23 protein-coding genes, 1 other RNA gene and 1 riboswitch are annotated in these 21,401 nt (G+C 41.3%); of the genes, 4 read left to right on the top strand and 20 right to left on the bottom strand.

Annotation, left to right across the window (positions count from 1 at the left end):
- Window positions 1–2 precede the first annotated feature (2 nt).
- The 5 genes from FY534_RS05270 to FY534_RS05250 all read right to left on the bottom strand — a co-directional run bounded on the left by FY534_RS05270 (window position 3) and on the right by FY534_RS05250 (window position 3,826).
- Window positions 3–887 carry an RnfABCDGE type electron transport complex subunit D gene (locus tag FY534_RS05270; RefSeq protein WP_238413677.1) on the bottom strand — a complete coding sequence of 295 codons (885 nt, stop codon included), beginning with the start codon at window positions 885–887 and terminating at the stop codon, window positions 3–5.
- Window positions 845–1,828, bottom strand: coding sequence for an FAD:protein FMN transferase (locus tag FY534_RS05265; RefSeq protein ID WP_203115369.1), 984 nt, complete (start codon window positions 1,826–1,828; stop codon window positions 845–847). Before FY534_RS05265 ends, FY534_RS05270 begins: the two co-directional genes overlap by 43 nt.
- Complete coding sequence (locus FY534_RS05260; protein ID WP_203115368.1) at window positions 1,829–2,377, bottom strand: FMN-binding protein; 549 nt, start codon at window positions 2,375–2,377, stop codon at window positions 1,829–1,831.
- Between the two features lie 186 nt (window positions 2,378–2,563).
- Window positions 2,564–3,160, bottom strand: a complete 597-nt coding sequence (locus FY534_RS05255; protein ID WP_072872564.1) for a C40 family peptidase — start codon at window positions 3,158–3,160, stop codon at window positions 2,564–2,566.
- Between the two features lies 1 nt (window position 3,161).
- Window positions 3,162–3,283: riboswitch (cyclic di-AMP (ydaO/yuaA leader) on the bottom strand.
- Window positions 3,284–3,310: 27 nt separating this feature from the next.
- Complete coding sequence (locus tag FY534_RS05250; RefSeq protein WP_072872565.1) at window positions 3,311–3,826, bottom strand: anti-sigma factor family protein; 516 nt, start codon at window positions 3,824–3,826, stop codon at window positions 3,311–3,313.
- A gap of 240 nt (window positions 3,827–4,066) precedes the next feature.
- Here FY534_RS05250 and FY534_RS05245 point away from each other — a divergent pair, with 240 nt between their 5' ends.
- Window positions 4,067–4,438: a globin domain-containing protein gene (locus FY534_RS05245; RefSeq protein WP_072872566.1), complete on the top strand. Its 372-nt coding sequence runs from the start codon at window positions 4,067–4,069 to the stop codon at window positions 4,436–4,438.
- Between the two features lie 35 nt (window positions 4,439–4,473).
- Here the strand turns inward: FY534_RS05245 and FY534_RS05240 are convergent, their stop codons facing one another.
- A complete protein-coding gene (locus FY534_RS05240) occupies window positions 4,474–4,902 on the bottom strand; it encodes a DUF1284 domain-containing protein (protein WP_072872567.1) in 429 nt (142 codons plus the stop codon).
- A 98-nt stretch (window positions 4,903–5,000) separates the two neighbouring features.
- Here FY534_RS05240 and FY534_RS05235 point away from each other — a divergent pair, with 98 nt between their 5' ends.
- Window positions 5,001–5,189 carry an alpha/beta-type small acid-soluble spore protein gene (locus tag FY534_RS05235; protein ID WP_072872568.1) on the top strand — a complete coding sequence of 63 codons (189 nt, stop codon included), beginning with the start codon at window positions 5,001–5,003 and terminating at the stop codon, window positions 5,187–5,189.
- A 116-nt stretch (window positions 5,190–5,305) separates the two neighbouring features.
- On the opposite strand, the gene FY534_RS05230 is transcribed toward FY534_RS05235, so the two are convergent.
- Window positions 5,306–5,914: an FMN-binding negative transcriptional regulator gene (locus tag FY534_RS05230; RefSeq protein WP_203115367.1), complete on the bottom strand. Its 609-nt coding sequence runs from the start codon at window positions 5,912–5,914 to the stop codon at window positions 5,306–5,308.
- Window positions 5,915–6,098: 184 nt separating this feature from the next.
- Here FY534_RS05230 and FY534_RS05225 point away from each other — a divergent pair, with 184 nt between their 5' ends.
- Window positions 6,099–6,470, top strand: a complete 372-nt coding sequence (locus tag FY534_RS05225; protein WP_203115366.1) for a DUF488 domain-containing protein — start codon at window positions 6,099–6,101, stop codon at window positions 6,468–6,470.
- 92 nt (window positions 6,471–6,562) lie between these two features.
- On the opposite strand, the gene FY534_RS05220 is transcribed toward FY534_RS05225, so the two are convergent.
- Together FY534_RS05220 and FY534_RS05215 are read right to left on the bottom strand one after the other, a co-directional pair.
- Window positions 6,563–8,347 (bottom strand): hypothetical protein, encoded by a 1,785-nt coding sequence (locus FY534_RS05220; RefSeq protein ID WP_203115365.1) that lies wholly within the window; start codon window positions 8,345–8,347, stop codon window positions 6,563–6,565.
- Complete coding sequence (locus tag FY534_RS05215) at window positions 8,320–9,192, bottom strand: DUF2268 domain-containing putative Zn-dependent protease (RefSeq protein WP_203115364.1); 873 nt, start codon at window positions 9,190–9,192, stop codon at window positions 8,320–8,322. The genes FY534_RS05220 and FY534_RS05215 overlap by 28 nt, the downstream gene beginning before the upstream one ends.
- A gap of 265 nt (window positions 9,193–9,457) precedes the next feature.
- Between FY534_RS05215 and FY534_RS05210 the strand changes: the two genes are divergently transcribed.
- Window positions 9,458–10,273, top strand: coding sequence for a Dam family site-specific DNA-(adenine-N6)-methyltransferase (locus FY534_RS05210; protein WP_203115540.1), 816 nt, complete (start codon window positions 9,458–9,460; stop codon window positions 10,271–10,273).
- 96 nt (window positions 10,274–10,369) lie between these two features.
- Here the strand turns inward: FY534_RS05210 and FY534_RS05205 are convergent, their stop codons facing one another.
- The 11 genes from FY534_RS05205 to recO form a co-directional block, all read right to left on the bottom strand.
- Entirely contained in the window at window positions 10,370–10,870 is a 501-nt protein-coding gene (locus tag FY534_RS05205; RefSeq protein WP_203115363.1) for a GNAT family N-acetyltransferase, read from the bottom strand.
- A 113-nt stretch (window positions 10,871–10,983) separates the two neighbouring features.
- Window positions 10,984–11,411: RNase P RNA component class A (gene rnpB / locus FY534_RS05200), an RNA gene on the bottom strand.
- A 75-nt stretch (window positions 11,412–11,486) separates the two neighbouring features.
- On the bottom strand, window positions 11,487–12,290 hold the full coding sequence (locus FY534_RS05195) for a Nif3-like dinuclear metal center hexameric protein (protein WP_083573948.1): 804 nt from the start codon (window positions 12,288–12,290) through the stop codon (window positions 11,487–11,489).
- 3 nt (window positions 12,291–12,293) lie between these two features.
- Entirely contained in the window at window positions 12,294–13,079 is a 786-nt protein-coding gene (locus tag FY534_RS05190) for a tRNA (adenine(22)-N(1))-methyltransferase (RefSeq protein WP_165611910.1), read from the bottom strand.
- A gap of 52 nt (window positions 13,080–13,131) precedes the next feature.
- Complete coding sequence (locus FY534_RS05185; protein ID WP_072872577.1) at window positions 13,132–13,725, bottom strand: YdcF family protein; 594 nt, start codon at window positions 13,723–13,725, stop codon at window positions 13,132–13,134.
- A gap of 146 nt (window positions 13,726–13,871) precedes the next feature.
- Window positions 13,872–15,005, bottom strand: coding sequence for an acyl-CoA dehydrogenase family protein (locus tag FY534_RS05180; protein ID WP_203115361.1), 1,134 nt, complete (start codon window positions 15,003–15,005; stop codon window positions 13,872–13,874).
- A gap of 265 nt (window positions 15,006–15,270) precedes the next feature.
- Entirely contained in the window at window positions 15,271–16,437 is a 1,167-nt protein-coding gene (gene rpoD, locus FY534_RS05175; RefSeq protein ID WP_072872579.1) for an RNA polymerase sigma factor RpoD, read from the bottom strand.
- Entirely contained in the window at window positions 16,434–18,278 is a 1,845-nt protein-coding gene (dnaG, locus tag FY534_RS05170) for a DNA primase (RefSeq protein ID WP_203115360.1), read from the bottom strand. Before dnaG ends, rpoD begins: the two co-directional genes overlap by 4 nt.
- Window positions 18,279–18,911: 633 nt before the next feature.
- A complete protein-coding gene (locus tag FY534_RS05165; RefSeq protein ID WP_072872582.1) occupies window positions 18,912–19,733 on the bottom strand; it encodes a pyruvate, water dikinase regulatory protein in 822 nt (273 codons plus the stop codon).
- Window positions 19,733–20,425 (bottom strand): transcriptional regulator CcpN, encoded by a 693-nt coding sequence (locus tag FY534_RS05160; protein ID WP_278247820.1) that lies wholly within the window; start codon window positions 20,423–20,425, stop codon window positions 19,733–19,735. Before FY534_RS05160 ends, FY534_RS05165 begins: the two co-directional genes overlap by 1 nt.
- Before the next feature lie 110 nt (window positions 20,426–20,535).
- Complete coding sequence (recO, locus tag FY534_RS05155) at window positions 20,536–21,396, bottom strand: DNA repair protein RecO (RefSeq protein WP_072872584.1); 861 nt, start codon at window positions 21,394–21,396, stop codon at window positions 20,536–20,538.
- Window positions 21,397–21,401 lie beyond the last annotated feature (5 nt).

Below are 21,401 nucleotides of genomic sequence, written 5' to 3'. Positions count from 1 at the left end.
TCTTATTCAGAAAGACCTAAACTCTTAGTAGGCAATACATGGTTTTTTCTTCTTTTTTGTATTCGATCAAAGAGAAATTTAATGGTATTCGCTGAACACAAAGCTAGCAGTAAATAAATTTGCCCGCCCCACAAGGACATACTTAAAATACTTAACGTAGCGGAAAGGCAACCAAAAACAATTTGTAACTTTTTACGTCCCGGAGTTGTCGGTGGATCTGTCAGCATGAAAAAAGTAAAAAAGAGCGTCATGTTAATAAACGGCGGTCGCAAAGCATCTGCAGGCGTAAATGATACAGAACCCCAATGAAATATAGCAAGAATGAGCATTCCTGAAAAAAAAGTAGCAAGAAAAGATAGGACCTGTGGAAATTTCCGAACACGATTGGTCATCCAAAAACCTGTAATTATAAGAATGATCATCCACCAGGATGATTGAACTGAAAACGCCCCCCACCAACTTTCCTGAGCCCCCCAAAACCAAACCGCCAATAATAGAGCAAAAGCTGCTGGATTGAAAACAGGTTTTCGACCATGGCTTAAAAGATGTTTTGACACCATAGCCAGTATCACAGTTGCAAAAATAATCCAAATTGATTCTTGAACTCCTAAAATCAACCCAATAATCCACCCACTGATACATGCTCCATCGGAAAATTTTCGCGGATAGGCACGCCATATGGCTACAATGGCATCGATAAAAACTGCAAAAACGATAGCAATCAGTATATGAAAAATTCCCGTCAATGAGCCACTCGCTAAAAAGTTACTAACAGATAACAGGAGTAGAATGACCATTAAAGTCCCTTTAGGAGTAGACATATATTTTTTTAATGAATGCAAATTTACTTGTTGTTTTCGTTTTGGAACACGTTTGTTTTTTCGCAATGCCAATAGTCCTCCATTTTTTTAGACATTTGCACACTTCCGTCAGATAAAACAAGTAATCCCTCAATACCTGCCTCTTCCAGACGAAGGAATCCTTCTTGAGGGGACAGGAGCATCATCACCGTGGAAAAACCATCTGCCAACATAGCATATGGAGCCATAACTGTAGCGCTTGCTACATGGTGAGGAGATTGTTTATCTACTCCAGAGATGATGTGATGTTCTCCCTTAATAACGGGACTAAGACGTTCATAGCCTCCAGAAGTGCATACAGACATAGCATCGGAAAAAAGTAAATATCCTATTTTCTTTTCTGGAGAAAACGGATTGCGAATAGAAATCTTCCACGGCTCACCATTAGGTTGTATACCTCTGGCGATCACATCTCCACCAGCATTGATACAAAATCCTGGATATTCAGAAAAACAATGAACTACCAAATCAAGTGCTAGCCCTTTTGCGGTAGCTCCCACATCCAAGAGGAGCGGTTTCATTAAGCGAACGGTTTTTTTCTCCACATCAAGCTTTACATCACGATAGGAAGCATTAAAATCTATTTTTTCGCATAAATCCAATTTGTTTCCAGTCAAATAATTTGTGACAAAACCACCTTTCTCTAGCCATCCACCTATGGTCGGGTCAAATCGTCCATGAGTCATCTTGGCCAATTCTAAACTGAATTGGATAACCTCGAATAATAGAACAGGTACTTGAACATCCTCACCAATTTGTTGTGAAAGACGTCGTAACGCACTGTGTTCAAGAAAACGACTGCAGGTTTCCTCTACGAGGTTGAAAACTGAAATTGCTTGTTGCAAATTTTTTCTAACATCTTCAGATGAATTACCCTCTATGGAAACCCAAAAATCAACTTTTGTACCTAAAGCAAGCACTTGATGATGATAGAGTTGAAGTTCTTTGCTCAGGATAAATTCCTCCATTTAAGCCTTTGCAGCTTGCAAAGCCTGATAGACAGCCATAGCAAAATCTTGAGTACTTGCTGTGGCTCCAGAGACAATATCAATTTGCCACGTCTGCTTAGCTTCAACTTCGTTTGGTAAAACCGGATCAATAACGGATTGTGGATAATGAGTGGTACATTGAGTGATCTGCACTTGAGTGATTTTTCCATTCTGTATCGTTACAGAAACACCGACGCTACCATAAGCGTTCGTGCCCACTCCTTGGTAAATACCGTCCTTATAAAGAGAACTGCTATCGCTCTTATGTTGAGACTTGTCTGAATTTGATGTTTGATGATTTGCAGGAGTTGTTGTTGATGATAATGCTTTGTGGAATGACCTAGTCTCGTGATGTTCTTTTCCCATTTGATGGAATACCTTGTTGGACTCACTTGCATTTTTTTGATCTAAGATCTGTGGATTTAATGCCTGAACTGTCGGTTCCGTATAGAAAAAACCTGCAGCATAGATAGCTCCTACAGCGGCTGTAGATAATGTTAACCATTTGGATTGAGTAGTTTTGAGCAATCGATAAACACCACTTTCACCCGATTCCTATTCTCCGTCATAGATTAATAAAAGTGGCCTTCTAGGTGTTGAAGTATTTGTCCGATGGTTATGAAGAACTTGTGGAGTCATGAATAAAAAAAAGGGCTTGTCCCTCTCGTCATCTAAAGATGACGAGAGGGACAAGCCCTATAGAAAGTTTCACTTTTAAAACATACGTTTGACAGTAGTGATGTGATTGTACCAATACGTTCCAGGATGTAAAGGTGCAATACCTACTTTACCCAAACCGCCGCCTTCTTCAATCATCTGACCATTTCCAATATAAATCGCAACATGACCACCATGGTTAAAAATAACCAAATCCCCAGGTTGCATATCCGAAATAGGTACCTGCCAACCTACATCGTGATATTGTACTTGCGAAGCTCCACTCATAACATAGCCGAGCGCATGATGATAAACATAGGCTGTAAAATTAGAGCAGTCAAAACCATACTGACCTCTATCTTCGTTATGCCCCCATCGATAGGGAGTGCCTAACTTACTTTCTGCTACTGTCAATATAGCTTGAAACTTCTCTTCTGGTGTCGCGTGGATTCCAGCTAACGGTTGAACAGATGGCTGATAAGTGACTCCTGGAGGTAGTTGACCGTTATACGCCAATTGAGATTTGACGTAGCTATTGCTGGAAAACGAATAAATGGGTGTACGATGATAAGTTTTTGCCATTGCAATTTGACTGGTAGCAGGCAAAAATACTGCAATGGATGTTAAAGCCAATAAGGCTGCTTTTATTTTCATAAAGTCCTCCCCTTGCCTCCGAGGTTAGTTGACGGGTTAGGACGGAGGTCGCCCATGCGCGTTGGCGCATTCACCCCAAATTGTATCCCCCGTACCCTAAATGGGATTCGGCTGTTTTTTGGTTCGGACTTTATGCTAACAAACACTTTGTCATAATTTCATTGCAAAATAGTTAGAAAGAAGTCTATAGTTTTCCAAACGATTTTCTAATTCATGAGCTTTACTCAAAACTGAATCAAATTTCACCGATACGGAATGAGGTACTTCTCGAGTTACAATTCCCTCAGCTTTGACGACCACTTGATGGGCTGGCAGATGTGCCCAAAATGAAAAGAAAGCAACAGCAATTACCATTAAAGCCGCAATAGATTGGGGTACTTTTATAAAAAAGGAACGAGCTTTTAAACCAAATATTTTACCCATTCGAGATTGATTTTGTAAGTGCCGTTGAGGAAATACATACACTTTAGCATGAGTAAGTAGCGTGTCTGTTTCTGTAATTTGCTGATTCTTGTTTTCTTGAATCATGAGATTACGGTAAGATACATATTCTTCAACTTCTTGCCGACATTTTTCACAATTCTGTAAATGGCGCTCAAAACGTTTATTTTCAAGTTCGGTAAGTAATCCAGCCACATATCTCAAGCTTAAATCACACAATTGCATGGATTGCCTCCCGTCTCCCCCAGTTTTAACCAATCTTTCTCATCATGTAGACCCATTATACGAAAAAACCCCTAAACTTGACCAGTATTTTCTCAATCTCTCTTTTCATTTTTGTAGGAATACTGACTGGATCAAAATTCGCACATCAATGGATTGCTTTATGTCTTGTTTCACCAATAATTTGCATACTGCAGCAAAATTATATACGGTTGAATGAAAAAGCAGGAGGCTTATTGGAGTATGGAAGTTAAATCTATTTATGAAGCGATTGGCGGTCAAAATACAATAGCCAATCTGGTTGACATATTTTATACAAAAGTCCAAAAAAATGAACTCCTACGTCCTCTATTTCCAGAAGACATAAAACCTGTGCGTGATAAGCAATTGATGTTTTTGACTCAATTTTTTGGAGGGCCTTCGCTTTATACAAATATGTATGGTCATCCAATGTTAAGAGCCAAACATCTTGCACATCCTATTACTCAAGCTCATGCGAGCGAATGGATACGTTGTATGGAAGAGTCACTCAATCAAATTGGGATAGACCATTCTGTTCAGGAATTTATGTTAGAACGACTTCGATTAACGGCTCAACATATGATTAATCGTTGAAGATTGGAATGCTTAAAAAATGAAAAAATCAGATTTCAAACTGACTTTTTCGGGAGTGGTAATAATGAATAACCTTCCTTAATTCTTTGAACTCCTTCTTCACAAACTCCATAGGAGCGCCAACTGCATGTACTACAAAGTACGGCTATATCCGAAGGATGCATATGCTGACGAATTCTACTTTCAACTGACTGCCAAGCCAGTTTTTGACCAGAGTGTAATCCTAATTTAACTAGAATCTGTTGATCGCGATCTGCAACATTTTTATCTTCACAATGATAACATTGATTATCAGGAAAATAATGACACAATTCATCTGGTCCCGTGACAATAAGTACTTCTGTTTGTGGCTCTATTCTCAATTGGTTATAAACATTCTTCATATGCTCCACGAATTCTTTTGAATAACCCATTCCTCGAAAGCCAAGCATACATAAAAGATGATGTCCGCGCAATTGAATCAAATCTGTCACCCTTCGATTTTTTAATCTGTGTATAGAAAACTAAACTTCTCACATAATAACTTTGCAGTCCAAAATCATTTTTGAAAGGGGAACTGAAAATGGCAAACAACAACGAAAAACTCGTACCAAGCCGTGCCCTGGATCAGATGAAATGGGAGATTGCAAATGAGTTTGGTGTTAATCTCGGAGCAGAAACGACTTCACGTCAAAACGGCTCCGTAGGTGGGGAAATCACCAAGCGTTTGGTCGCATATGCAGAAAGTCAATTATCCGGCCAAATGAAGTAAGCAAGGAAAACCTTTGGTTTAGAAAATAATTCTTAGCGAGCCTATCCATACACACGGATAGGCTTTCGCGTATAATAAGGATATTCCTGCCCACTGTCATTTGAAGAAGATTGATTTTATTTGTGAACAATATTTTTCTGCATCCAGCGAGCAACTTGGACGTCATTCCAATCATTTTTCGCCTGTAATTGTTCAATTACACGTTGTTGAACAGCTAAAGGTTTATTCTGACTCAATTTTTTACAACCTTCAACTAAATCAATCTCAACTTTAAAACCTACAATAGCTTTCATCATTTGTTGATAATAATGCTGCTTAGAATCCATAGGAAGTTTTGAATGTGGTTCATATGCATATATCAGTTTTTCAAGAATTTCTTCTAACTCAATTTCGTCTTTAACCAACCGACAGGTTCCTTGAATATGTACAGCCACATAGTTCCAAGTTGGTACCGATTGAGGAAGATCATACCATTCCGGTGAAATGAATGCATGCGGGCCAGAAAAGATACATAAACAAGGGCTACCATCCATTGCTCTCCATTGAGAGTTGGCTTTGGCCATATGCGCAAGCAGCATTTGTTTATCTTTGTCATAGTACATGGGTAGATGTGTGCAAAGAGGATGATTGTCCTCTGAAGTTATAAGTAAGGCAAAGGAATGACGAGTTATAAACTCTGAAATTTCATCTTCATCTTGCCATTGAAACGATTTTGGGATATACACTCCCACTCACTCCCTCGCTCGTCACCGATTTGGACGATCCGCTCACAAAAAATTGTAACATGTTGACGCAAGCTCCTTTGAGACCATAGGTTACTTCACAACAGAAATTTTGTATATGTTGTGTTACCTTTTTATGAATCATCTTTTCAGTAATGAACTATGAATTGAAAGGATTATGCCTGGTATGAAACATAAAAACTTGTACTTAAAACGTATTTATATACCAACTGATCCTTCTGACGGTACACGTATATTAATCGATCGATTATGGCCGCGAGGAATTCGAAAAGAGGAGGCTTACGTTGACATTTGGCTAAAGGAAATTGCACCAACAGATAGATTACGGAAATGGTTTCATGAAAATCCTGCACAACGGTTTTCTGAATTTCGTATTCTCTATAATCAAGAATTAACAACTAGTCTAAGTCACCAAGAAGCCCTAAATAAAATTAAAAAATGGGTGACAGAAAGCCCCGTAACACTCGTTTACGGAGCCAAGAATGAGTTAATCAATCATGCAGTAGTACTCTATGATTTTTTACTTGACTATTTATAATCTTGATTTCTGTAACCGGTTTCGATCTTAATAGACAAAAGTTAACTTTCAGATATTTGTTAAAGATAAACCATTCAAAATTCAGTCAGCAACTAGTTTGTCTGGTTTTTCCCGAGAGAAGAACCATTGAATATGAAATCTGTCACTGAATATGGTTGAACAGAAATAGTTTTACCCAATTGATGAAAATGTTGATAGGTAATACCACTACTTTTTTCTCCATACGTATATTCTATACCCGTTCCATTGGGCCGAAAACCTTTTAAATCCAACGAGACCTGGTAAACTTTATTTGGATTCTTGTTGATAATCATGACAGCCAATTTACCGTCTCTTAATTGCGTTGCATGTACAGCAATATCGGATACAGAAGCAGTAGAGCCAACAATAGTGGCCCCCGGCTTTACAAGGTCTCCAGCTAACTCAAAACCATAATAAGTTGGAAATGGCGTATTTACGGGTGGCTCAGTAACAGTATTTCCAGAACTGGTTGTAACTGAGCTACCATTAGACAAGAGCCCATAGTCGCCGTACGTAGTATTTCCATAGAGCGAAGAAGAGGTATTTCCTGCAAACGCCCCGTTATGCAAATCCCACCAATCTACATTAGCTGCTCCAGACTGTAGCCAACTTAACATATCATCATCCAGAAAGAGTGCGTTAACTAAACTTGTTGTCTGTTTGCCTGGATTATATGAGACAGAATTTGTTTCAGTTACGAATACTTTTAATCGCTTTGCTGCCGCTGGACTCAGGTCATTCGAAATCTCTTGACGCAATTCGGACATCATGAGAGGAATCTGGCTTGTAGAAGACAGCAGTCCACTATCTGATTCATTTCCAGGATTCTGAGCATACCAATGAACAATCACAAAGTTTACTGCGTCCGGATCCTGCTTTAAAGTATTTAAAACTGTCTTGTTCCAATCTGCTGGTGTTTTTACTCCCCATGGCCAATTAAATGGACAGGTTAAAACAACTCCAATTTGAATTTTAGGATCTACTGCTTTCATAGCTTTAGAAAATTGAATAACATTCTGGGCATAAGTTTGAGGACTTTTTGAATGGTGTAAATCAATTTCCCATTGGGCTCCGTAAAATCCATTTCCATAAACTTCATTACCTATTTCCCAATATTCAACATGGTCGTGATGTAGGATATTGGCATACTTTACCCAAGCTGCTGCTTCCTGTGGTTCACCACCACCAGTACCAGAAAAATTGGAACCATAGTTAACAGTAATAATAGGAGAAGCGCCTGTTTTTTTGGCAACATTCATGAAAGCGTTAAAATTAACGTTTGGATCAGCTCCTCCAGCATTTGCATCAATGGTTGTGCCAGTTTCCCAATTATAGTTATCTGCCGTAGAACCACCCGGAAAGCGTAAAGCTTCGACACCTATCGTTTTAAGCATTTTGGGGATGGATTTATCCAGTAAATTTTGATCCCAAGCAGCTGTATTCACACCAATAGCTGAGGGTGATATTGTCGCTAAAGGATCTTTTGTATTTACGGTAACCAGAACAGAATTACTCGAGTTGGCAGCTGTATTAGGCGAGCTGTTACTTGAATGATCACTATTCTTATCAGCCATGACTGAAGGTGCGATAGCTACACATAAAGTCATAGCTGCACCTACACTTAAAAACATTTGTCTTAACTTAGGCACAACAACATCCTCCAATCTTATAATGTGGAACTTATGTCTGATGACATTTTCGAAAGCGCTTTCGAAAATATTGTATAACAGCCACAGAAAAAAATCAACTAAATTATTAGAATATTTTTCATATATAGAATAGCTTGGAATCGGTAAAAGATACGAATGAATATGTCTTGCGTATTCATTTAATTGATTTTCTTCAGCAAAGAACAAAAACTCCTATAGAATTCTGCTTCCAATGCTGCTGCATGAATTGCATCCATATTTATATTTGTAAGATATGACTTCACAGTTAGATAAGCGAATACATAGCCAGAGCGTGGAGGCATTCCCGAAAATGGGAGGAATGAGGGATGGCGGGTAAAAAGTATTTGCATCTTTAAATCATCCAACTGATCCTCACTCTGCATCATATCATGCAATTTTTCATCATTCGCCTGAGTCCAAAGGAAAGTTTCTGGCGGCACAAAACAATATTCATAGACCGGACGATCAGGCTGAATGCTCTCTGAAAAACATATGGATAGCCCCTCTATCATACAGCGATCCCAAACGTTAGTGTTAAAAATATCACGTTGAAGCATTGTTTGTCGTTTCCAATGATGGGCTTCATGAGCAAGCAGCAACTCAATCTCTCTTAAATCTCCACCTGTAGACTCTAAACAAAGAACAGTAATAGAGCGATTTTTGTATATAGTGGAATAAATAGTGGTACAATCTAGCCCGACTATCACATAAATATCCTGTTCATTTAGGGGATATTCAAGTAACTGACACAAACGTTCCGTAATTTCCACAATGCTTTTCTCAAAAGACATCATATCTGTCATTGAATGATATAAGGATAGATATTTTTCCCAATCAATTTGTTGAACCTGTTGTTTTATTTGAGATAAAGACATAAAATTTTTTGGCTGAAAATGAATTTTATTGAGTATATCCCAGTTCTTTTGAAGATAATCTTGAAAAAAGATAGCCTCTTTGTTTAGAGTCCGAGAATTATGAGATAAACGAGAAATACTATCCATAAAATCACGGTAAATCCAATTCCAATTCACCCATACCCCTTCTCTCCAACCTCAATAATTCGTTGCCAAAAGATTTTTTAAGCTCATTTTAAGTATTACACAAAATGGTTTTGACGTTCTCTAAGAAAATTGTGACACGCTTTTTCATCGTCTAAAATTTAGTTTAAATTGTTTACATGATCATCGCTATTGCTAAAATGGTAAAATTTCATCTTAGGGTTAACTTGTTGAACAAGCCATGAATCACTGGTTTTTTCGAAAATAGTAATTCAGCTTGGCTGAGCGGAGTGAGTATATGAAACCTTTTTTGAAGTGGGCTGGAAATAAACATCGCATCATGGATAAAATTCGAGAACTTCTACCGCCTGGTCGACGCTTAATTGAACCTTTTGCGGGTTCAGCTGCCGTATTTCTTAATACAGATTATAAAGAAAATATACTTAATGATATGAATTCCGACCTTATCCACTTGTTTATGACACTTAAAGAATATGGATTGTCTTTTATCGACGAATGCAAACAGTTATTTATCGACGAAAATAATACACCCCAAGCTTATTATCAATTAAGGGAAGAATTTAATCAAACAACTGACCTCATCCGTAAAGCAGCATTGTTTCTTTATTTAAATCGACACGGTTATAACGGTTTGTGCAGATATAACTCATTCGGTCATTATAATGTCCCGTTTGGAAGATATAAAAAACCATATTTTCCATACAAAGAAATGGTCATATTTTATCAAAAAGCACAGACAGCTCATTTTATTTCAGAAGACTTTGAATCAGTAATGAACCAAGCAGAATTGGGAGATGTCATTTATTGTGATCCACCGTATGTACCAATTTCCCAAACAGCCAACTTTACCAGTTACCATGCTAATGGATTCGGTCCAGAAGAGCAATTGCGTTTAGCGAAAGTTGCAGAAGAACTTTCTAAAAAAGGAATTCCTGTACTCATCTCTAACCATTTTAGTGATTTTACACTAAAGGCCTATTCCTTAGCTGAAATTTCAAGTTTTGACGTACAAAGATTTATTAGTTGTGATGGAAAAAAACGCAAAAAGGTAACAGAACTACTTGCTTTATTTTCAGGAAAGAAATCCATATAGGATTGAAAGATTTTGGGTTAATTTATTAAATTAAACGTAAAATTCCAGCCATTACGTTAGTGAGGTAGTCGAAAATGAAAATGTAACTCTCAGACCTTAAAGTAATCTCTTTTCCAATTCAATCTCATCGTGTATCTCAATATCGTGATCGCCTTTTAAAGGTATGGTTGGTTTGATGCTCCTTGCTTCGTCAATGGCTCCAGGATACACAGCGGTTATTCTATACCCCCGCTTTTGATAAAAACGCAGTGCATCCAGGTTATCATTGCTTGTAATAAGCCATACTCTCCGACACCCTCTGCGCGAAGCCTCTTGTTCTACAGCAGCAAGTAATCGAGTGCCAACACCGCTTGCTGGAGAAAGAGCATTAATGCTCATAAGTTCACAATTATTCTCCATATCAAAACGGTATGTAGCAGCACCAACATATCCGTTTTCATCTTTAGCCATCACCGAGTGGAGGTCATGAAGATAAAATACATGACCTCTACTCACCATGGCTTCACCTCCCCATTCTACCTGCCACAGTTGATTGAGCCAGCGCAGATCCTCTTCTTCGTTTGGTGAAAAAATCTTTATTTTCAAATGATCATTCATTCAATAATCCTCCCATCCCATCATACAAACAAAAATTAACATACAACCATTTGAAACTCTATTTAGAGATACCAAAAACCCACAAGACATTCGCCCTGTGGGTTTGGAAGACTGCAAGAAGCAAGCCTGTAAGCCGAGTTCTGTACTCCGGTGCTACAAACGGCACTCTCGTCAAGTGCAAAACAATCAAAGAAATGCCTCGCACGTGTGGAGCAGCAATCATCTATCTAGGCCGACTGTTGCCAGCCAGCTCAAGCAACCTACCCGAGTGCGTGACGGGCAGCCACATTTGCACTCCTATGCGGTCTTGCTCCAGGTGGGGTTTACCTAGCCAGCTTGTCTCCAAGCTGCTGGTGCGCTCTTACCGCACCGTTGCAACCTTGCCTGTACCCTTAAGAGAGCCATCGGCGGTCTACATTTCTGTGGCACTATCCCTAGGATCGCTCCCGCCGGACGTTATCCGGCACCCTGCCCTATGGAGCTCGGACTTTCCTCCCATGCGGCCTTTCGGCACTGCATCGGCGATTGCCCAGCTTACTTCTACAGCCTAGATGATTAAGTATAAAGATTAAAACAGATCATCGCAATACATCGAATATTCCTCCAGAGGAAACACTTAGATCCAATAAAACGGATCGGCCGAAATTACAGGAACTTCAATTTTTACTTCGCCAATATGGTTTACTAATTCCTGCAAACGTTGGGCAAGCACAGGAAGCGATAGCTGTTCCATAGCTGCGTGCGTACAATCGACAACCGCCAGTCCAGCATCTGTAGCATCTACAGCTGCATGATGATTGATATCAGCCGTCACTAATACGTCAGCCGATTTTTCCAGAGCTACATCCATAAAATCTCGACCACTACCACCCAGTACTGCTACACGAGCGATTTTTCGATCGGGCAAACCACTAAATCGAATGCCGCTTTGCCCCATTCTGTCTTTCACTCGTTGAGCGAACTGTTGAAGTGTCATGGGTTGCAAAAGTTGACCAATCCGTCCAAGACCGATAGTTCTGTCCTCAGCCGTAACGCCAGTTGGAACAAGAATCTCTACATCCTGTAGTTCAAGATGTTCTGCCAAAATGTCATTAACTCCACCAGGAGCTACATCCCAATTGGTATGGGCTGCATAAATAGACAAATTTGCTGACAGTGCAATTGCCAGTGCTTGACCAGTAGTCGTATGAGTCAAAATTTTTCGCAACGGATGATAAAAAAGAGCGTGGTGTGTAATTAACATATCCACTTTAGCCTCAACCGCAGCAACAATGATGGATGGTTGGGCTTCTAAAGCAATCCAAATTTTTTGCACTTTTGCTTTAGGAGAGCCGATTTGTAAACCAATAACATCTTTAGGCAATGCCCAGTTTGGATGCGCGATTTCTTCCATAGCATGGATTACATCTTGAACTTCCAAGCATCATCCCCCTCTTTCACTCGATAATTTTGCCTGCCAATTTTTGATCCACTCAATATCACCCAGCAATTCTTGACGACGCTTGTCCGTTTCGAAACGAGGAAGATACGAAATGTTATAGTTAGGGTGTGGCATTTGTTGGAGAATGTTCTGGTATTTCTGTATTTCAACCTGCAAATATTGTTCTACGTCTATGGTTGGCCGCTGTAAATTCAAAGGTCCGTATTGATAGGCCATCCGTTTATCCCACTCATCTGGAAATAACTGATAAGCAACATCAAATGCATACTCATTGCGTATAGCCTGTATACATTGATAAAACCTGCCATCTTCTTTAAGTATTGACTCATCTTGTAGAAAAAAATGATGCTGATAGAGCCACTGTCTGAGCTTAGAATATGCATTCATTGGCTGCAACAGCAACATTCGAGTGTGTTCAACAACTGAGGGCGATTGCATGAGAATTTCTGTTATTGTCGAGCCTCCCATACCGGCAATCACCACTGTGTCCACTTCTCCAGGTTGTACAGTCGAGAGACCATCTCCTAAACGGACGTCAATGAGATCTGTAAGGCCTGCCTGTGAAATCTGCTTACTAGCGCGTTCGACCGGCCCTACCGCAACATCAGAGGCAATAGCTGTATGAATTCTACCCATTTGTACAGCTGCAATCGGCAATAAAGCGTGATCGGTACCTACATCCACCAAGCTTGCTTCAGATGGGATACGTGACAATAGCCATGAAAGACGATAAGAAATTGAAATCGTAGGTTTATGTTCTTCATTCATCATACGCGCATTGTAACTCAGGAAAGAAAGACAATCAAAACCGCAATGCACATTAAGTCCAGGAGGATTTTCGAAGGAGAGTGTACTGAATACGAGCAAAAATTTCCCGCACAGCGTAACGTCTCTCCTGTTTGCCTGATTTCGCTGCATACCCGCTGGCAGGAATAGAAAGTTTTTTAGCAACCGCAAGGGCCCGTGGCAGATGATAATCACTTGTTACAATAATGGCGTCTGCAAATCCCAAGCTGTTCATCAGTAACAAAGAATTGCGAAGATTTTCCCAGGTATCGGAAGATTTGTGTTCTTCGAAAATAACATGCGGCGCTACGCCGTTCATTACAAGAAATCGTTTCATGGAATGTGACTCTGTGACTTTTTCATCCTGACCACGCCCACCGCTCACTATAATAGCTTGCATATACCCCATTCGATATAAGTCTATAGCCGCATGCAATCGACGAATCAAGGGTGGAGATGGCCGATAACCATCTGTAAAAGCCCCTAAAACAATAGCCACATCTGCTGGAACAGGCCGAATATTACGCCCCTGTGCCGATAACTGTTCTGCCATAATCGCTAGGAGTCGATAAATCAGTAAAGGAGCACATAGGAATAGAAGCAACAAGAATAGAATGGTTTTCCACATTCTTACACCTTCTTTTTAGCCCCTTTTTTCGATCTCTTTGTACACGCTAAGACGTTATTCTCTACAATCGAGAAATAGACCGATTCAATAAAAAGAATCGGTCCAAAAGAATGTCCACTCTTTATCTTACTTTTTAAGACAACAGATTAGCACCCAAGTTGGCGTGCAATGACAAGACGCTGTACTTCAGACGTTCCCTCACCAATTTCAATGAGTTTGGCGTCACGCAAATGCCGCTCGACGGGGTATTCGCGCATATATCCATTACCACCAAGAACTTGAATGGCATCAAGACAAGTTTGGGTACAGGTTTCAGAAGCAAAAAGTTTGGCAAATGCGGCTTCTTTGGTGTATGGACGATTTTGATCATGCAACCAAGCTGCTTTGTATACTGCATTGCGAGCCAAATCAAGATGCATGGCCATATCCGCCAATTTATTGGAAACCGATTGAAATTTCGATATAGGTTTACCAAACTGTTCGCGACTTTTACTATACTCCAAAGCCGTATCAAAAGCGGCTTGGGCTATACCAATGGCCAATGCGGCAATTGCAACTCGTCCGTTGTCCAATGTGGATAAAAATTGGCGAAAACCACGATGCAAGGGCCCCAATAAATTTTCTTTAGGAATTCGTACATCTTCCAAGATCAACTCAACCGTATTAGAAGCTCGCATTCCCATTTTTTCATAAGCTTTGCTTACAGAAAAACCTGGAGCATCTGTAGGAACGATAAAGGCACTAATTCCCCGATTTTCTTTGTCTGTCAATGCTGTAAGCACTACATATTTGGCATATCCACCATTGGTATTATATATTTTTGTACCGTTGATGACCCATTCGTCGCCTTCCAAGCGAGCTGTCGTTTTAGTACCACCCGCATCGGAACCTGCACCATTCTCTGTCAGACCAAAGGAACCCAGTGCTTCGCCTTTCGCTAAAGGAACAAGATATTTTTTCTTTTGTTCTTCAGTTCCAAAATGTAAAATCGGCATCGATGCAAGAGAGATATGTGCCTCATAACTCAATGCTGTTCCCGCACAAGCTTGACCAAGTTCTTCAAGCGCCAAGCAGTAACTGATAAAATCAGCTCCCGATCCTCCATACTCTTCAGGAATGGGCAAGCCAAGTAAGCCTAGTTTACCCATCTTTTCGAAAATTTCTATCGGAAAACGTTCGGTACGATCTAATTCCGCTGCAATCGGTTTGATTTCTCTCTGCGCAAAATCACGAACGGTTTCCCGAATCATTTTCTGTTCTGGCGTAAAGTCAAAATCCACTCCTATCCCTCCCAAACTCTGTCTTAGAAATTATAGCGATCAAACGAAAGCGCTTGCAATAGGTTGGTATAAAGTCGGAGAATACTGAAGATTGCATTTTGTAGGATGATAGGTTGATAACTGCGTGACAAGTTCACCCTAAAACTGCCTGCTGACTATAGGCAATCCGCTTTTTATGACAATCACAATGATAAACAAAAAAGTCCCTCAGACATCTTGAGTATCTGAGGAGACATTTTCTTACAGTCACTGACATGCTCATGGTTTATTCAAGAAAATCTTTCAAACGTTTGCTGCGGCTAGGATGGCGCAATTTACGCAACGCTTTAGCTTCAATTTGCCGAATACGCTCGCGCGTGACACCAAACACCTTACCAACTTCTTCCAAAGTGCGAGTACGCCCATCATCGAGACCAAAACGCAAGCGCAATACATTCTCCTCTCGCTCTGTTAAGGTATCCAGCACATCTTCCAATTGCTCTTTTAATAACTCATATGCTGCTGCATCCGCAGGAGCAGGCGCTTCATCATCAGGAATAAAGTCTCCCAGATGGGAATCGTCCTCTTCACCTATCGGTGTCTCAAGCGAAACAGGTTCTTGGGCAATTTTTTGGATTTCTCGCACCTTTTCAGGTGTCATATCCATCTCTGCAGCTATTTCTTCAGCAGTTGGCTCCCGACCAAGTTCTTGAAGCAGTTGGCGAGAAATGCGAATCAACTTGTTAATTGTTTCCACCATATGCACAGGTATGCGAATCGTTCTCGCTTGATCAGCAATAGCGCGCGTGATGGCTTGGCGAATCCACCAAGTGGCGTACGTACTAAATTTATAGCCCTTGCTGTAGTCAAATTTCTCCACAGCCTTAATCAAGCCCAAATTACCTTCTTGTATCAAATCCAAAAATAACATGCCACGTCCTACGTAACGTTTGGCGATAGAAACTACCAAACGCAAATTAGCTTCTGCAAGACGTCTCTTGGCTTCTTCGTCTCCTTGCTCGATCCGTTTAGCTAATTCAATTTCTTCAGCAGCAGAGAGCAAAGGAACACGCCCAATTTCTTTCAAGTACATACGAACCGGATCGCTAATTTTAATCCCCGGTGGCATGGACAAATCATTCAAATCAAAAGATTCGTCCGCTTCTTCTTCTAATTCCGAACGATTGGGACCTTCATCGTCGTCTGATTCGTCTCCCAATTCACGAGCATCATCAGTCTGACGCTCATTCACCACTTCAATTCCATGTTCAGCCAGTTGATCAAAAAACTCATCCATGTCGTCTGCAGAGAGAGCAAATTCCGCCAGACGATTGCCAATTTCGTCATATGTCAACCAACCGCGTTTTTTCCCGACATCAACCAATGTTGCTTTTGTGGACTGCAACAGTTGGGTAGATTCTTCATCACGAAGTTTTCCTTCCGTTCCTTTCATCTCATCCTGGCCTCCTCGTCCCCGCCTTTCACAGCAACCGAAAAGCGGGTGGACTTTAGAGCCTCCATCTCACGCATGAGCGCATCGACCCGACTCTTTATCTCTAAAGCCAACGCCGAATTTCCAGCAAGTTGCGCCTGCACAACTTCAGCGATTGCTTCTTTATAAGAACGTTCCAGTATATGGCTTCGTATGGTACGCAAATAATCCTCCAAGATACGTTTATCGAACGGCACCGAATTGTCTATCAATAGTGCAGAGGCCAACTTGCGCAAATCTTCTTCTTCCAATTCATCGACAAACGTCTCAATCGATGTCTCAGAAGTCAATCGCCAATGATAGAGAAGAGCTAACAAAGCTGTCTGTTCCGGGGTGGCAAGCTCATCTACAGCATGCGATTCTATTTCCGCAAACGCATCGTTATCCAACATCATCCACTGTAAAATTCGTTGTCCCGCCTCTATAAACCCTTTTTCCAGAGGTTTAACCTGCAGTGTCTCCTTATTCTCAATCCTACGATGTTGTCTATGCGTTTTTTTCTCGATAATGCGCATTTCTTCCTTTAGAGAATCCAAAGAAAAATTGAATTCCTGTGACAAATTTCGCAACTCTGCTTCTTTTTCGATGGGAGAAGCACGCGCTGCCAAAAGTTGCATTACATGGCGCATATATTGCTGCCTGCCAGCGGAAGAGAGCAAATCAGCAGTTGTACGCAATGAATGGGTAAGAAACTGCAATGGCGTTAAAGCATTAACCTGCAATTGGTGATGAAATGCCTTTGTGCCAAATTCACGAATGAATTCATCAGGGTCGCGTCCATCCGGCAATTGCACAATCCTTACTTCCAAACCTTCCGTCTCAAAAACTTCAACAGCTCTTTTGGCAGCACTGATACCAGCAGCATCACCGTCATAGACAACCGTTACCAAATGACAATCTCGCTTGAGCAATCTAGCTTGCTCTGGTGTCAAAGAAGTTCCCAGACTGGCGACTCCCGTATCAATTCCCGCTTGCCAAGCCGCCATGACATCCATATAGCCTTCAAATAAATAGGCATGACGCTTGCTGCGGATTTGTTTTCGAACTTTCCCATGTTGAAATAACAAATGACCTTTGTGAAAAATCAGCGTTTCCGGTGTATTGAGATACTTGGGCTTTACACCAGGCTCAAGCGCACGACCGCCAAAACCAACAACTTGACCGCGAATATCAAAAATTGGAATCATGAGACGATGTCGAAAGCGATCGATCCATTCGCCTCCAACCCGCACAATCAAACCTGCTAACTCCAATTCTTCCGGGGAATATCCGCGCCTGCTGAGAAAGCGCATCAGCATATTGGCTTGATTTGGCGAATACCCAAGCTGGAATTCTACAGCCGTTGTTCTCTGAATCATTCGCTCATTCAAATACTTAAGGGCTTGCACTCCGGCATCTGAATTCATTAAAATATGGGTATAGTATTTAGCTGCTAATTCGTTAGCCTGAAGAAGGCGTTCTCTAATTTGGGTTTTTTGTTGGTTAATAGTTGGTTCAACAACAAAACCAGCAGGCAGACTCATGCCAGCGCGAGTTGCCAACACTTCAACTGCTTCCATAAACGACAGACCATCATGTTCCATGACAAAACGAATAACAGTCCCCCCGGCACCGCATCCGAAGCAATGAAACATTTGTCTATCGGGTGAAACAGAGAAAGAAGGTGTGCGTTCATTATGAAATGGACACAGACCAGTAAAAGAATGTCCTGTCTTACGCAGCTCTACATGCTCTGAGATGATGTCGACTATGTCTATTCGCTGCCGCAGTTCTTCAAGAAACTCGTTCGGCAACTTTTGCATCAACCATCACCCACTCCGCGGCGTGCCATTTTACCGAACGCTGCGCGAGTTTTGCGCGGCAATATACCACGATGTACTCATTTAAGACTATTCTACAAAGGACGATAATTTTCCTCCTTCGACATAAAAATCAACTTTGTCAGTTTTTGGCGAGTTCGACCGCTCGAAAACTTCCGCTGAACATGCAATTTTAGTACTCATCGTTTAGCATGGGCAGGATATTTAACAACTATGCCCAACCTTAAAAATTTTTTTCAAAATTCTCTTGACAAAACCTTATACAAGTGTATTGAAAGTCCTGTGAATTTATATCTAAATTCTATCTTGAGATTCGTAGCAATCGCTTTTTAGCATTCTGCCCAAAGAGTTTGGTTTGCTTCTTGGATAAGTCCGATTCATCCTGCGCGAGTATACTTTCTTTGCTCATCTCATGGATTCCTTTTAACTTTGTTCTTCATCAAGTATCCAATATACTTGTAAATTCCGATGAATTCGGAGCCAAAACAACTTAATTTCAGGTGCAGCTTTAGGTAAGTCGAAACGGGAGCCATGTCCAACATAAGGGGGTCAATCCGCTCAGATTCCTTCTCCTTCGGAATCAGCAAAATTACAACAAAGAGCAAGGACAATCCATCATAATTGTCCCTGACGATGAACCAAATCCAAAACCAAAAGCGCCGTTTCTTCTACAGCTCGATCACTGACATCTATAATGGGACAACCCAGTCTCTTCATCACTTCGTCCGCATATTTCAATTCCAACTCAATTCTCTCTGGACTGGCATAACTTGCATCCGGTGTCAGGCCAAGTGCCTGTAATCGTGCTTGACGTATGCGATTCAATTCCTCTGGACGTATCGTCAAGCCTACAATACGGTGTGGATTTTCCAATCGAAACAATTCTTCCGGTGGTGCAATTTCCGGAACGAGCGGCACATTGGCAACACGCATTCGTTTATGTGCTAAATACATGCTCAACGGCGTTTTAGAAGTCCTTGAAACACCCACAATAATGATGTCAGCTTTTTCCAGACCGCGCGGATCTCGCCCATCGTCATACTTAACTGCAAACTCAATAGCATCCACACGACGAAAATAATCTGCATCCAATTGATGGACCAAACCCGCTTTTAGATGTGGTGCAAATCCATATACTTTTTCCAGCGCCTCAACCATAGGCCCCATAATGTCTACAACTTCAACACGGTACTGGGCTGCCTGTTCTCTCAACGCTGTACGCAATTCGGGCAAAATGAGCGTAAAAGCAATAATCGCTCCTTCTAATTCAGCTCGTCGGACAATTTCTTCTACAGAGCCCACACTATCAATATGCGCAAATCGCCTCAATTGAATATGAGCACCGTCAAATTGGCTAGCAGCCGCACGGACAACTGTCTCTGCCGTCTCTCCAACCGAATCTGAGACCAGATAGACAACCGGATTCTTGTCAGACATTAAGACTCCTCCTCCTCATCTACGCGACTTACCGCGAGAGCGCCAGAATGACGGTTCTGACGGGAGGACGGTTCTCCAAGTTCTACAAACGCTTTGGTAATTGTGGTTTTTGAAACTCTACCCACAACCTCTAACTGGTTAGCTTCCACAGTCCTGACAACAGGAAGCGAGTCAATCTCGTGATGAACCATCAAATGGGCTGCTTCATAAAGGGTCGCTTCTTGTGAAATGGTAACAACATGAGGTACTCGAGTCATCACCAAATGGATTGGAATTTTCTGCATTTCTCCACCATTAATGGCGACCTTCAGTAAATCCTTGCGAGAGACCACGCCTTGCAAAAGACCATCGCGAACAACTATTAAGGTTCCAACGTCCTCCATAAACATGGTAACAATTGCATCGTAGACCGTATTCTTATCACTAAGGACAACCGGAATCGACTTATAATCCTTGACCTGCAATGAGTGAAGCACCGTGACCAATTCGCTGTGTTCAGGCATCCCAGTGTATGTGTATCCAACTCTGGGCCGCGCCTGTAGATAGCCTGCCATGGTCAAGACAGACAAATCAGGCCGTAAAGTGGCCTTGGCCACAGAGAGTGCTTCGGCAATCTGGTCACCAGTAATAGGTCCACGTTCCTTCACCAAACGAACAATGGCAGACTGTCTCTTTGTCAATTCCAAGTCCATCACAACCCGTTCTTTTCTCGCCGTTTTGATTGACACACTACTTGATCAATGCAAGTATAACGAATTATTCACAAGTTTACAGACGAATCAGCAAACTGTCAGCAAAAAATTCAGTCACCAGAAGGCTTGTCCTCTTTCCTCAATGGAGAAGAATTAAAGCTAGAAGTTAATCTATCTAAATCACCCTCAGCTAGAGGCAGTAGAATTTCTTCAAGTATTTTGGCCGATCTCGGTCGAATTCCTGCAAATTCTGAAAGGTGATAACGGAGAATGCGCCGCAAATTTTGCACAATAGGCGCGGATAGATACAAATGGCCCAGTCTTTGAATAGGGACCCACATTAGAGCGCGCAAAATTTTTAACTCTTTTTCAGACAAAGGTATAGCCCGCTCACCAGAAAGTGGATTCCTGGAATTCCAACATCGCTGACAGAGAAATTGCCCCAATCGTTCTGCATACCCGTGAGTAGCATCAACCTTATCTTCATTTAAATAATTCCCACAAATCCCGCAATATTCCACATCAGGAGCGACGCCTGACCAGCGCAAGACCCGAGCTTCCAAAAGCATGGCAAGCATGCTTATATCCGATTCGTCTAAATTTTCCATCAGGTCATAAATGCGATCGAGCACCTGAAAAGGTTCTTTGTTGCCATTAGGGTATTCAGGAACAGAGAGACGAACGAGATCAGAAAAGTAGGCAGCATACGCTGCCTTTTCGACACTTACTTGTGGTCCCTTGGGAGACTCCAATAATTCTGCCTGCAAAATGGTGGCCATCCCCGAACCCAAACGCATTTGATAGATGGATTTTGACCCTAGATGCGTAGTAGCGCGAAGCTTGCTGTGAGGTTTTTTAGCGCCACGAGCTATTGCAGAAAGCGTGCCACTTTCGGAAAGCAATTGTAAAATAGCATGAGACTCCCCATAAGGTTGGCTGCGCAACACTCTTGCCGGCAATTGTAGTTGCACAATGA

The organism is Alicyclobacillus sp. TC, assembly GCF_016804365.1.
GTDB lineage: Bacteria > Bacillota > Bacilli > Alicyclobacillales > Alicyclobacillaceae > Alicyclobacillus_I > Alicyclobacillus_I tolerans.
This window is presented reverse-complemented; position numbering and strand designations above follow the sequence as displayed.